This window comes from Algoriphagus sp. TR-M9, from assembly GCF_027594545.1.
Lineage (GTDB): Bacteria > Bacteroidota > Bacteroidia > Cytophagales > Cyclobacteriaceae > Algoriphagus > Algoriphagus halophytocola.
This window is the reverse complement of sequence record NZ_CP115160.1, coordinates 2607218-2620556: the sequence shown is the minus strand read 5'-3', so window position 1 is coordinate 2620556 and position 13339 is coordinate 2607218. Positions and strand designations below refer to the sequence as shown.

14 protein-coding genes are annotated in these 13339 nt (G+C 36.4%); all 14 read left to right on the top strand.

Features of this window, described 5'->3' with window-relative positions; translation table 11 throughout:
- The first annotated feature begins 129 nt into the window (after positions 1–129).
- The 14 genes from PBT90_RS11150 to PBT90_RS11085 are packed head-to-tail and all read left to right on the top strand — an operon-like array spanning position 130 to position 13336.
- Complete coding sequence (locus tag PBT90_RS11150; RefSeq protein WP_270129315.1) at positions 130–1389, top strand: ABC transporter ATP-binding protein; 1260 nt, start codon at positions 130–132, stop codon at positions 1387–1389.
- Entirely contained in the window at positions 1386–2102 is a 717-nt protein-coding gene (locus PBT90_RS11145) for an O-methyltransferase (RefSeq protein ID WP_270129314.1), read from the top strand. The genes PBT90_RS11150 and PBT90_RS11145 overlap by 4 nt, the downstream gene beginning before the upstream one ends.
- Positions 2102–3100 carry a glycosyltransferase family 2 protein gene (locus PBT90_RS11140; RefSeq protein WP_270129313.1) on the top strand — a complete coding sequence of 333 codons (999 nt, stop codon included), beginning with the start codon at positions 2102–2104 and terminating at the stop codon, positions 3098–3100. Before PBT90_RS11145 ends, PBT90_RS11140 begins: the two co-directional genes overlap by 1 nt.
- Before the next feature lie 43 nt (positions 3101–3143).
- Positions 3144–3911, top strand: coding sequence for a glycosyltransferase (locus PBT90_RS11135; RefSeq protein ID WP_270129312.1), 768 nt, complete (start codon positions 3144–3146; stop codon positions 3909–3911).
- 6 nt (positions 3912–3917) lie between these two features.
- Positions 3918–4841 (top strand): hypothetical protein, encoded by a 924-nt coding sequence (locus tag PBT90_RS11130; protein WP_270129311.1) that lies wholly within the window; start codon positions 3918–3920, stop codon positions 4839–4841.
- Positions 4838–5725: an FkbM family methyltransferase gene (locus tag PBT90_RS11125; RefSeq protein WP_270129310.1), complete on the top strand. Its 888-nt coding sequence runs from the start codon at positions 4838–4840 to the stop codon at positions 5723–5725. The genes PBT90_RS11130 and PBT90_RS11125 overlap by 4 nt, the downstream gene beginning before the upstream one ends.
- 8 nt (positions 5726–5733) lie before the next feature.
- On the top strand, positions 5734–6438 hold the full coding sequence (locus PBT90_RS11120) for an O-methyltransferase (protein ID WP_270129309.1): 705 nt from the start codon (positions 5734–5736) through the stop codon (positions 6436–6438).
- A gap of 45 nt (positions 6439–6483) precedes the next feature.
- On the top strand, positions 6484–7323 hold the full coding sequence (locus PBT90_RS11115; RefSeq protein ID WP_270129308.1) for a glycosyltransferase: 840 nt from the start codon (positions 6484–6486) through the stop codon (positions 7321–7323).
- A gap of 4 nt (positions 7324–7327) precedes the next feature.
- Entirely contained in the window at positions 7328–8521 is a 1194-nt protein-coding gene (locus PBT90_RS11110; RefSeq protein WP_270129307.1) for a glycosyltransferase, read from the top strand.
- A gap of 1 nt (position 8522) precedes the next feature.
- The gene (locus PBT90_RS11105; RefSeq protein WP_270129306.1) at positions 8523–9437 is read left to right on the top strand and encodes a glycosyltransferase family 2 protein; all 915 of its coding nucleotides are present in this window, start codon (positions 8523–8525) and stop codon (positions 9435–9437) included.
- Entirely contained in the window at positions 9434–10309 is an 876-nt protein-coding gene (locus tag PBT90_RS11100; protein ID WP_270129305.1) for a glycosyltransferase, read from the top strand. The genes PBT90_RS11105 and PBT90_RS11100 overlap by 4 nt, the downstream gene beginning before the upstream one ends.
- Positions 10310–11281 (top strand): glycosyltransferase family 2 protein, encoded by a 972-nt coding sequence (locus PBT90_RS11095; protein ID WP_270129304.1) that lies wholly within the window; start codon positions 10310–10312, stop codon positions 11279–11281. It begins immediately after the preceding gene.
- 28 nt (positions 11282–11309) lie between these two features.
- Complete coding sequence (locus PBT90_RS11090; RefSeq protein ID WP_270129303.1) at positions 11310–12239, top strand: glycosyltransferase family 2 protein; 930 nt, start codon at positions 11310–11312, stop codon at positions 12237–12239.
- The gene (locus tag PBT90_RS11085) at positions 12236–13336 is read left to right on the top strand and encodes a glycosyltransferase family 4 protein (RefSeq protein WP_270129302.1); all 1101 of its coding nucleotides are present in this window, start codon (positions 12236–12238) and stop codon (positions 13334–13336) included. The genes PBT90_RS11090 and PBT90_RS11085 overlap by 4 nt, the downstream gene beginning before the upstream one ends.
- Positions 13337–13339 lie beyond the last annotated feature (3 nt).

Below are 13339 nucleotides of genomic sequence, written 5' to 3'. Positions count from 1 at the left end.
TGAATGCAAAGCATTAACCATCTTCATAAAATACCACAATGCCAATTTTGAATTCTAAGTATTATTTATCCACAAATCGAACCTCCCCTTTAGGGGGTAGGGGGCAGAAAAGGGGCAGGGGGTAAAGCAATGTCAGACACCATCATCAAAGTAGATAACCTCTCCAAGCGCTACCGAATCGGTCTGCAAGAAAAGAAGGCTGACACCTTTGCTCAGCAGATTTGGAATAGTTTTAAGGCTCCTGTAGAGAACTTCAAGCGGATCAAAAGCCTTGGAAAATTCCAAGATGAGAGTGAGTCTGTCCACTGGGCTCTGAAGGATGTCAGTTTTGAAGTAAAGCAAGGAGAAGTATTGGGGGTAATAGGAAAAAATGGTGCTGGGAAATCAACCTTGCTTAAAATCCTATCCAAAATTACTGAACCCACCTCAGGTAGGATAGAAATGATTGGCCGGGTAGCAGCCTTGCTGGAAGTGGGTACGGGCTTCCATCCCGAGCTTACAGGCAGGGAAAATATCTATATGAACGGGACTATCTTGGGAATGACCAAGAAAGAAATCGATGGTAAACTGGACGAAATCATTGATTTTTCAGGAGTAGAAAAATACATCGATACTCCCGTTAAGTTCTATTCTTCGGGAATGCGGGTAAGATTGGGATTTTCAGTTGCAGCCCATTTAGAGCCTGAAATTTTGATTATTGATGAAGTATTGGCAGTTGGGGATTATGAATTTCAGCAGAAATGCCTAGGAAAGATGGAAGATGTAAGTCAGAAGGAGGGAAGAACTGTACTTTTTGTTAGCCACAATATGGACGCAGTAAGAAATCTTTGTAATCGCTCTGTTTTATTAAATGAGGGAAAAGTCAGGATTGTTAGTGAAACATCAGAAACGCTCAACTTTTATTTAGCTGGAGAACACAGTAATAATTATCTAAATATCCAAGAGGCTGGGGTAGTAGGAAAGGGGAATAAAAATATAAGGCTGGAAGAAATTATCATATCTTCTAATAAAAATCATTTAGAAGAATTAGAGACTGGAAAACTCTTATCGATTAAATTAAGGTATAAAGTCAAAAATAATTTCAATTTATCGAAAGCTAGGATTGACTTGAGAATAGACAATCAGTATAATCAAAGGATTCTTTGGATGAGTTCCGAATCCAAGAGTACTTTTGATTTTAGTAAAAGTGAAATTCTTTTTGAATTTCCTAAAAACCCATTATTGCCGGGGACTTATAATTTAACTGTTTTTATTCACGATGGCGTTGATGTTGCTGACTGGTTTTCAAATGTTTTGACTTTTTCAGTAGATAATTCAGGTGAGCTATTCAACACCTTAAAAATCCCAAATGGGCAAACAAATATTTATCTTCCATTCGAAGTATTATGATTCATTGGTTAACAAGATTGAGAGACAAAATATTCGGGGTTGAGAAATTGGAATACCGCATTGTAAAAAGCACGAGGGAATATTCAGACTTTAAGTTTAAAGAACTTAAAGCGATGGAGATTCTGAAACCCTACTTTCCAAGTAGTTTTGTATTTGAGACAGGCTACACGCTTTCCTTTCAAGAAATTCAACATATCGCAAATGATATTGTAATTCATAGACCTGCAACTATTTTAGAGGTTGGATCAGGATTATCCACCATTATTTTGAGCAATCTGATTTCCGAACTGGGATACAATCCTGAATTTATCAGTATTGACCAAGACTCATCATGGCAAAAACATCTTGAAGAGCAATGTGAAAATGTTGATTTTTATAATTTTGAAATTGGGTCAAACTCTGAATTTGCTAAGGATGGTGGGAAATGGTTTGAATTACCCAAAAGTTCATTGTTAAGAGAGAAAAAGTATGATTTAGTAATCATTGATGGCCCGAAGGGTTATGAATCTCAATTTGCGAGATTTGGGATCGTGTACTTTCTTAAAGAGCGAGTAAATGAAACTTCCATCGTATTTTTGGACGATACTGATAGAGAGGACGAAAATTATATTTTAGAACAAATGAAAGAGTTACTTCCTTTAAAATCTTCCCAATTTTTTAACAAATACTCTAGACTTTCTAATAAACAGGCTATTGTAACTTCTCCCTCATAATGGAATCGCCTCTCGTCTCCATTCTTATCCCCAACTACAATAAAGCCCCATATCTTAGGGAAACCTTAGATTCGGTATTAAATCAAACATACACACATTGGGAATGTATTATTGTGGATGATCACAGTACGGATGGTTCTTGGGAGATTCTAGAGGAATATGTTGCAAAAGATTCAAGGTTCCAACTGTATAAGAGACCTAATAACCGCGAAGCCGGTGGCAACCCTGCCAGGAATTTTGCTTTTGAAAAGTCCAATGGAAAGTATATCCAATGGTTGGATTCAGACGATTTGATCCACCCTCAAAAGATTGAGAAGCAAGTCGCACAATTATCCACCTCGACTCAGGAAATGGTTTCAGTTGCCAATTGGACCAGTTTTATCGGAGAAGGCATGATTGAAACTATCGATCCCTATGAACACTGCAAAACTTATAGCCCCAATCGATGGATGGATTATCCCGATAATGGTCTCCAATTACTTTTGAAATTATGGGAAGAAATTTCTTTTGTGCCAAATCATGCATATTTGATTTCTTCTTCCATTCACTTGAAAGCAGGCTTATGGGATGAAAATCTTATCCGAAATCAGGACGGGGAATTGATGGCAAGAGTACTGTTGGAAAGTGATGGTATTTGCTACTTAGACGATTTGTTAACTTACTACAGAAAACCTGATAGGAGGCATCAAAGTAGAAAGGAAACTTTTGAAAGTTATCAATCCTATCTTGATTCATTGAAAAGCTATGAATCTCATATCCTCGAAAAGCAAAGTGATTTAAGGGTAAAAAGGGCTTTGGTAGCCAATTATGAGCGGTATATCCTTATGGTAATCTTCCAATTTCCTGATTTGGCCAAAGAAGCTTTCAAAAAAATAAAAAGACTGCAACCCCTTTGGAAGATAGATGCCAAAAGTCCAAAAATCTTAATTTCCTGTTACCTATTTGGAATGGATGCGACTCTTTTTTTAAGGAACAAACTCTTAGGGATGTCCTATTGAATTGTCGTAAGTTGGAGATTCCTAAAGTTTCTATGCTGAATCAATGATCCCAAATACTATCCATTATTGCTGGTTTGGTAAGGAACCCATGACAGATTTGGAACTCAGTTGTATCCAATCCTGGCGGGAAGTGTTGCCTGATTATAAAATCAAATGCTGGAATGAGGATAATTTTGATTATGCTGCCTATGATTTTTCATCCAAAGCCTATCAGTTTGGGAAATTTGCCTTTGTATCTGATGTGTGCAGATTGCATGCCCTGTTTACTGAAGGAGGAATCTACCTCGATACGGACATGTTGGTATTGAAAGATTTCGGTTGCTTATTGAACCTGGATTTTTTTTTGGGGGAAGAAAAGGAAGGACTTATTAGTGCAGGAATCATTGGTTCGATCAGAAGCAATCCCCTGCTATCTGAATTGCTTGAGAGTTATCGTCAGCTGGAATTTGATTATGATTCACCTTTGGATATCCCCACTTTCCTAACGACCTATTTGGACAGGGACAAGGCAAAAGTTTATACAAAGGAATATTTTTACCCATTGCCATTTGCTGAGAGAGAAAAGGATTTTAGGCCATTTGTACAGGCTGAAACCTATGCAGTTCATCTTTGGAATCACAGCTGGAAAAATGAGTGGCACTTTCTCCACGATAAAAATTTTAGCATGGCATGGACCCAATATGTCAGCCATCTGTTTAAAGGACCGCTTACTTGCAAAAAGATATATTTCCCTGTTCAGTTTTGTAAGTATTATGCTGCCCACCTTTTTCCAGGACTTTATGGAAAAGTCAAATCTCAGCAAAATCACTGAATGTTTATGAATAGGATAATAGGACCGCTGGAAAATATCCTTGAAGAAATCCATGATACAGGAGAGGAGTTGGTGGTTTTATCCAATTACTTCACTTCCAAAAATGATCCTGTTCGGGGAATCAGGCAAAAAAATGACAACTTCAGCTATCTGGAGGCCTGGTATAAGAGCATCCATGAATTGGGTTTGCGCGGTATAGTATTTTACGATCAACTTTCATCAGAATTCTTAGAAACTTACAGTTCTGATAGGATTTCATTTGTCCATTGTACTCTTGGAGAATATTCACTGAATGATGAGCGGTTTTTTATATTCAATGAGTTTATCACCCAACTAAGTCCCGAAACCTATGTTGTTACCACAGATATCAATGATGTGGTATTTAATAAAAACCCCTTACTGCTATTGCGAGAGAATGCCGAATTGGTTTTCGTCGGCAGGGGAGATAAGAGAGTTTGGAAAAACGGTACATGGACACTAAAAGCGCTAAAGGCTTTTGATAAAAAGTATCCGGGAAAAATTCCTCCAAGTATGCTGTATTTCCCAGTTTTGAATCCAGGAACTGTGGGCGGAAAGTCCGGTAAATTAGCGGAAGTATTTAAGAAAATGTGTACCATATTTGAAGGTTTAGGAGATGACGGAAACTATGACATGCAGACTTTCAATTACATTATGATGAGGGATTATGTTCCTTTCAGTCTGGTGATGGATAAATTTGTGCCCTTTACATTGGCTTATTGGTACTTTTACATTTCCTACCGGATTCACAGAAAATTAGAGGGAAAATATAGAAAAGAGAAATATGACCTAAGAAATATGGAAGAATCCATTGTAAAAAATAAGCTGATTCATGCTGGATATCCTTTTGTCAGTATGTTTAATTGGTTTGAAAAGAAGGGAATATCAAATGCTTATCTAATTCATAAATGAAAAAAATTAAGTCATTTTATCACTATCATTTAGCCAGACCTTTTTATTCTTTAATCAGGCCACTTCAACCAATTTTGAATCTAAAGAAAAGAACTTTTTTTGATAAGTTTAAGGTTAATACCAAAGATGGAATGGAGTTTTGGTTGTACAATAATGCTTTTTATTGGGAGACAGAGATGTTTTGGGATGGATTCGAGAATTTCAATTATGAAGGAAGGACCAGAGCATTGTGGTGTGAATTGTCAAAAAAATCACAAGTGATTTTGGATATAGGCGCAAATTCGGGTTGGTTTTCAGTTATGGCTAAAGCTTACAATCCAAGTGCTATAGTGCATGCATTTGAGCCTCAACCCAATATTTTTAAGGTTTTGAAAAAGAATGCCGAAATCAACTCTTTTGATATTTATTGTCATCAACTAGCTCTTTCCAATCTAAAAGGTGAATTGCCATTTTATAATACTGGAGATTTGACATTTGATAGTTTTAATACAACTCATGGAAGTTTAAACAAGGATTGGAGACCTGAAAAACAAAAATCCATTTTGGTCCAAGTTGATAAATTGGATGATGTCATTCTGTCTTTGGGAATACCAAAGGTGGATCTGATTAAAATAGATGTTGAAACGTATGAGGGGGAAGTATTGGAAGGCTATCAACGATTTCTGAAAGAGCATAAACCATTGATTATATTAGAAATTCAGGATATTATGATTGGAGAGAAGGTTGAGTTTTTAATTGATGGATTGGATTATGATTTTTATTTCATTCAGGAAAGTACTGGATTAATTAAAGTAGCGAACTTGGGTGAGAATAACGACAATCAGAATAGAAATTATCTACTAGTACCTAAATCATTTGAAATTAATAAAGACCACCTTGCATAATGAGTAATATGAAAAAATCACATTGGTTAGCCATAAAATATTTTGTTTACCAATTGAAATTTACCCTTGACAAAAAAAAACCTATTTTACCAGCCCTTAAATACTTTTTTTATTACATCAGGGTCAATACTAATTCCCCGGTATCATCATTTGAAAAAGGACTTCCTTGGATATCATACGGTAGTTTAAAATTTTTAGAAAAAAGAATAAATAAGGAGATGAAGGTATTTGAATATGGTTCAGGAGGGTCAACAATATATTTTTCTAGAAAAGTTAAACAAGTTATTTCGATTGAACACAATCAGGAATGGTACAGCTCCTTGAAAATTAAATTAAAAGAATTAGGGATAAATAATGTTAAACTAGATTTAATTTCCCCTGAAAAAATAAATAGTTTAGCTTCTAAAGCTATTAAAAGTCAGAGCTCACCTATTTGGGAAAATTATGATTTCACTAAATATGTTAATTCAATAAATAGTTATGAGAATAGCTATTTTGATTTAATTGTGATTGATGGGAGAGTGAGGATAGAATGTCTAAAAAATAGTTTAAATAAACTCAAATCAGGCGGATATCTTCTTTTTGATAATTCAGAAAGAGAAAGATATCAAAATGAATTAGGAAAACTTAAAACCTGGGTAAGTTACAAAAATTACGGACCTGTAGTTCAAGAATATTCTTTTTCCGAAACTACAATATTCAGAAAACGATAATAACATATTTTTTTTATATGAAATATCGGAATAAATAGTCTAAAAATGAAAAAGGAATTCGAACATTTATTATTTACGAGGGTCAATGTTGGATATAGAGAAAAAATTTGGTTACCGTATGAAGATCCAGAAAAATGGTTAAAGTACAGGCTTGATGTTTTTTTTAAAACTTGTTTTCCTTCAGTAATTGCACAAACTAACAAAGAATTCAAATGGTATTTATATTTTGTTTCTCAAACGCCAAAAATGATAATGGATATGGTTTATGAAAAATTTAAACCTTTCAATTTTATAAACATATTAATCAAGGAAGAAACGGTAAAGAATTTTTATAATTACCATAAAAATGATTTGAACAATATTGTTGATAAGGAGTACGAATATTTAATTACATCAAATATAGATACAGATGATATGCTTCATATCAATTATATTGCAACCGTTCAGCAGTTTTTTAATAGACAAGAATATCTACCAATTAATTTTAATAATGGAATTTTTTTTGATTTAAAATCAAATGTTATGTGTTCATCTGAACATAAATCGAATGTTTTTATTTCCCTCATTGAAAAAAGAAAAGAATTGGGGTTTTTAGGTGCGATTTCACGAAATCATACTGATTTTTATAGAATTTCCGAGAAACTAGAAGTGAATAATGATATTCCAATGTGGTGTGTTACGATGCATGATTTTAATGTCAGTACAAAATTTTATGGTAAGCTAAAATTCTTTGTAAAATGTAATCTGGAGCTAAAATTTAACTATAATAATTACAATAAGGCATCGCTAGTTGATGAAATTCAATTATTGTTTCTTTATAGTTATAAACGTTTTAAGGAAAATAAATCAGAATTCAGGAGATTTTTATTTAGAAATTTAAAATAAACGTGTGCAAAAAATTCTAATTATCCCTTCTTGGTACCCAGCATTAAAAAAGCCTTTAAATGGGTCATTTTTCAGGGAACAAGCTGAATTATTAAATTTTTCCAAGGTGGGGGAAATAGCTGTTTTATATGGGGAAGAACAGTCTATTTCTTTTTTGAAATTGATTTGGATTTATTTTTTGAGTTTGGTAAAAACCAACTGGCCAATCAGCAAAGGGTTGGTTATCCAAAGTCCGGATGCTTATGGCTTTATCATTCCCAAAAACAGAAGGGTTCCCGAAAAGTATAGGGTTAAACTGGCAATCAGGTTATTCCAAAAAGCTTTCTTATCCTTGAAAGTTACCGGGTTTGTTCCGGACCTGATACATGCCCAAAGTGGGATGGATGCGGGAATTTATGCACATGAGCTTTCTAAAGAACATACAATTCCATTCGTTATCATTGAGCATCAGGTTTTTGTGTTCCACTATTATTCTAGATATAGGGCAAAGTTGATTCTTGAAGCATTTGCATTGGCAAAAAAAACAGCGGCTGTTAGCTACGATGAGCGAAGGCAGGTGATGATGAATCAGCCTGCATGCAATCCCGAGGTGATTTGGAATCTGGTGGACGAAGATATGTACAGCATCAACCTTGCAAGAAGGAATAAAACCTTTACTGTGATTACCATTCTCAATTCCTTGCCGATCAAAGGGGCGGTAGAATTTCTAGAGGCGATGGCTATCGTTATACGGCGTGATTCAAGTATTCGATTTATCATGGTGGGGAAAGGGGCTGATGAAAATTCGATCCATTCTGCCGAAAACCTATTTGTTCGTAAAAGTCGGGAATTGGGGATTTATGACCATGGAGAGTTTTTGCCTTTAGTACCCAGGGAGAGGATTTCCGATGTGCTTAGTCAAGCCCATGTATTTGTTTCGCCCAGTATTCAAGAACCTCATGGGATAGCTGTAAGGGAAGCAATGATGTGTGGCTTGCCCTTAGTCAGCACTTCCAACGGTGGTGTTGAGGATAGTATCAATGCCCAAACCGGATTGTTAGTTCCAGTAAGAGACGCAGAGGCAATGGCTGATGCTATTTTGCAGCTTAAATTTAATTATACTGAGTATAATCCAAATGCAATCCGTGAATTAGCAATTGAGCAATGCGGAAAGAAGGCATTTACGAAAAAAATGATCAATTTTTATCGATTTAGCTAAATTGTTTGAGGTCTCGGTAATAATACCCGTTTTCAACGTAGCTCATTTTATTGAAGAGGCGGTACAATCGGCTTTGGTACAGTCTGAAGTTGGCGAAATAATCCTTATTGAGGATGGATCGAAAGACAATTCATTGGAAGTATGCAAAAAGCTTAGCTTAGAATTTGAAAAAGTTCGTTTGGTGACTCATCCTCAAGGGAGAAATTTAGGAGTTTGCCATAGTCGAAACCTTGGAATAAGAAGTGCTCAATACGATTTTATTGCGTTTTTGGATGCAGACGATTGGTATCTACCAAACAGATTTTCAAAGGATAGCGCCATGTTTAAAAATCCTGATGTTATGGCTGTTTATTCACTTTCAGCCATTCGATTTCCAGAGGGTAGGGAAGAGTTATTTGGCTGCAATGACAACTTGATTGAAATGCTTGGTACGAATGATTTGAGAGAGGTGTATTGCCATATCATGCGTAATGATGTCATTTTGGGACATACCAATGCCAATACATTTAGAAAGGAAGTATTTGAGAAAGCAGGGGTCTTTGATACTAGGTTAAGGCTCCACGAGGATACAGAGTTATGGAATAGAGTTTCGAGAAAGGTTCTATTTCACGCCGGGGAATTGGATCAACCGGTTTCTATTGCTAGGAGACATGAAAGCAATACAATCTCGCTACGCTCTAGGGAATCTCAATTGCGATTTCTATGGGTTTGGGTTGATAATATTGGCATTAAGAATCTTTATCCCTGCGAAAAGGAAAATTTTGCCTATTTATATTCAAGGGCAATATCAAATCCTATCAAATCTGATTTTTTCAGAAAAGTGATATTTCATATTTCTTTTAGATTTTTCGGAATCTTTAAAGACAGGTTTATCAGACATTTTTATCAATCTAGTAAGATTAGCTATTCGGAATGATCAGCGTGATAATTCCTCATTATAAGGATAATGACAGGTTGATTTTACTGTTGGAACAATTAAACCAACAAATTCTCAAAAGAGATTATTGGGAAGTAATTGTAGTTAATAATGACCCGTATTTCCCCTTGGTTCTACCTGAAAAACTTTCCCTTGTCTATATTTTGAAGATTTTGGAAGAGTCCAACCCCGGTTCCTATGCAGCTCGAAACAAGGGAATTACGGCAGCCCAAGGAAATATCATTGCCTTTACTGATGCTGATTGTCTTCCTGATACGGATTGGTTGAAAAACGCTTGGGATCTGTTTTCTCAGGATTTCAAAAAGGAGATTGGGATTTTGACAGGACCTGTCCCTTTGTTTTTTAAAGATCCAAATCATTTATCACCTGCCGAAATCTATGAAAAATATACGGGCGGTTTTACTACGGAGCTTTATGCTAAAGAGGGAAAAGCTATAACAGCGAATTGGTTTTCCTATAAATCAGTGATTGAAGAGTTTGGAGGATTTAATTCTGAATTAAAATCTAATGGTGATTCCGAATTATCAGGTAGAATATCTCGAAAGTATGAGGTTGCATATATTCCAGACCTCATCGTATATCATCCTGCTAGGTTTCATGTTTCAGAATTAGTCAATAAATACCAACGATTATTAGGTGGTACCTATACAAGAAGGTTTAAGGATGATTCCATCGGCTTTCGGAGACATTTAATCCAATTTCTTTGGGCCCGGTATCGATTTGCATTGAAGCGGCTCTTTACTCTTTTCCCGAAAGAATCTATTCCCATTCTTAAAGTCTGTCATGCTATTAATATGGGAGCCATTCAGGAATATTTTAGTTTGATCAGAGGAGGGGAGACAAAAAGATAGATGCAAGATACAAGAACCAAGAGTCAAGACCCGCTGGTTTCCATTATTATCCCGGTTTATAATAAAGCTCCATTTGTTCGAGAGACTTTGGAATCGGCATTACAGCAGACTTATCCCAATATAGAGTTAGTCTTGGTGGATGATGGTTCTACAGATGGTTCTTTTGAAATTCTTAAAGAATATTTTGCAAAGTACCCGGATAAAACCAAATTGATTGACCAGGATAATCAAGGGGTTTCAGCTGCAACCAATGTTGGCATAGCTGCTGCAAAAGGGGAGTATATTCAGTTTTTGGATGCGGATGATCTATTATCTCCTAATAAAATAGCCAATCAGATCAAATTATTGCAAGGCCAATCAGAATCCATATTGGCTTCATGTGAATGGAGGCTGTTTCAAGATGATTTGAAAAAATCTTACTCCATTCCCTATGGAGTTTTTCAGGATTTTAAATCAGGCTCAGATTTACTTTTAAGATTTTGGAATAAACAGGAAATGCATCAGCCAGCAGTCTATTTGACCCCTCGCTCACTTATCGAAAAGGCCGGGCCTTGGGATGAGACTTTGACCATCAATCAGGATGGTGAGTTTTTTACCAGAGTGCTCTTGCATGCGGAGCAGGTGCTCTATGAACCGGAGGGGAAAGTCTATTACCGAAGCCCCGGAGTAAACAATGTTAGTCAGCAAAAGTCTGAAAAAGCCATAAAGTCTTTATTGGATTCTTATATGTGCTATGAGCGGGAAGTATTGAAATTCGAAGATTCGAAACGGGTACGAATCGCTTTGAAAAAGGTCTATCAGAAGTTTATTTATGATGTTTTTCCCCAGTATCCTGACTTGATCTCCAAGGCAGAAAGCCTGATGCAAAATCTAGGTGTGGATCAGCCCACCTATATCGGTGGCCCCAAATTCCAAATGCTTTCTAAATACCTGGGCTTTAAAAATGCCCTTAGACTTAAACGCCTTTTTTAACAATTAACATTTAACTTTTAACATCCATTTGTTCAGCGTAATCATCCCACTCTTCAACAAAGCTCCCTATATCCAACGGGCTATTGATTCGGTGCTCAATCAAAGCCTTCAGGATTTCGAGATCATTGTGGTCAATGACGGAAGTACGGATGGGGGGGAGGAGCTAGTAAAGGATAATTATGGAGATCAAGTCATTCTTTTCAATCAAACCAATCAAGGAGTTTCAGCCGCAAGAAATAGAGGAATAGCCCAATCCAAATTTGATTTCATAGCATTTTTGGATGCGGATGATTATTGGCATCCGGAATATTTGTTTTGGATGAATCATGTACTTGAAGAATTTCCAAATGCTGGATTATTGGGCAGTTCCTATGCTAATGAGCAATTGCCGGATAAAATTCTGGAACCTACTATTTTGGAGATTACAGACTATTTCAAAACTGCTGTAGAGAACACCTTATTTACTTCCTCTTCTACGATCATCCACAGGGATTTCTTTACAGATAAGGTGGGGTTTAAATCTAATTTGACAAAGGGAGAAGACATAGACCTTTGGCTACGTGCATTTGATTGGACTAAAAAAGCCTATTATGTCCAAGCCCCATTAATGCATTATGACCTCGAGGCTTCGGGAAGTGTAGAAGTAATCCCCAATCTTGATTGTACTATTTTTACAGAAATGTTCAAAATAGAGTATGAAATACCCTCCGATAATCCCTGCTGGCTGGTTTTCCGCGATAAGTATCTGACGCTTAATCTTTTTCAATACTTTGATTCAGAAGCTAATTTTTTCAAAGGTCAAAACTTACTTAAGGAAAGAACCAATTCTTACCCTCTAAGCCAGATTCCCTACTTACTACCTTTCTTCTTTTTCAAGTTTGCTTTAAGAGATCCCAGTTTAAAAAAACTGATCAGAAACTATTTGAAATTCTGTTTTAGGTATATCTACACCCAATGAAAGTTGTCAGAATAGTATCTGAACTGGATTTTGGTGGAGTAGAAAAAGTATTGGCCAATTCCCTGCCCGTTCTTCATAACCAAGAAGGTATTGAGCTAAAGCTTATCGTATTAGGTAAAGGAGGCAAAGTGGCTGATGAATTAGCTGTCCAAGGTATCCCAATTCAGACTTTAGGTTTTAATCCCAGAATCCCCAATTTCAAACTCCTAAAGAAACTACAAAGAATTTTATCCGAATTTCGACCTGATGTAGTTCATTGCCAAGGGGGAGAGGCCAATTTTCATGGCATTTGGGCAGCTAAAATAGCTAATGTTCCTTTGATTATCGGAGAGGAAATTGGTATTCCCAATCATCATTCGTTTTGGAAATATATTTTTAAGTGGATTTATCGTAAAGCCGATAGAGTAATTGCTATCTCAGAGGCAGTAAAAAGGAATATTGTAGAGTTAGGAGAGGTGGAAGAAAGGAAAGTGAAGGTAGTGTATAATCCGGTTAGTTTGGATGGGAGAAAGAGAGATTTCTCCTTCCGTTCCTCCAGTCGAAATGACGGGGGGGAATTTGTTTTTGTGTGTACTTGTAGGTTGGTGCCGATTAAGAATTTGGGGAGATTGATTGAGGCCTTTGGTGGATTGGTCAAGGCGAATCCTGATAGAGAACTGCAATTGAGGATTATAGGGGAGGGGCCGGAGCGGGAGAGTTTGGAATTAAGAATTAAGAATGAGGAATTGAGCGCTTACATTGAAATTTTAGGGTTTCAGGAGGATGTTTGGTCGTTTCTAATGGCAGCGGATACTTTTGTTATCCCGTCATTGCGGGAAGGGTCTTCGGTTTCTTTGGCGGAAGCCATGACCGCTGGCTTACCTAGTATTGTGACCCAGGTAGGAGGAGCCGCAGAGATTTTAGGAAACTCCCAATCTGGTAACCTAATCGATCCGCTAAGTATTGATAGTATTCAATCAGCTATGCAGCAAATGATTGATTTTTCTAGAGAAGAGCGTGAAGACATGGGAGAAAGAGCAAAAAAGGAATCTGAGCGCTTTTCAGTGGAAAATTATATTCAATCTTTGATGCAGCTATATTCTAATTCTGAATTCTGAATT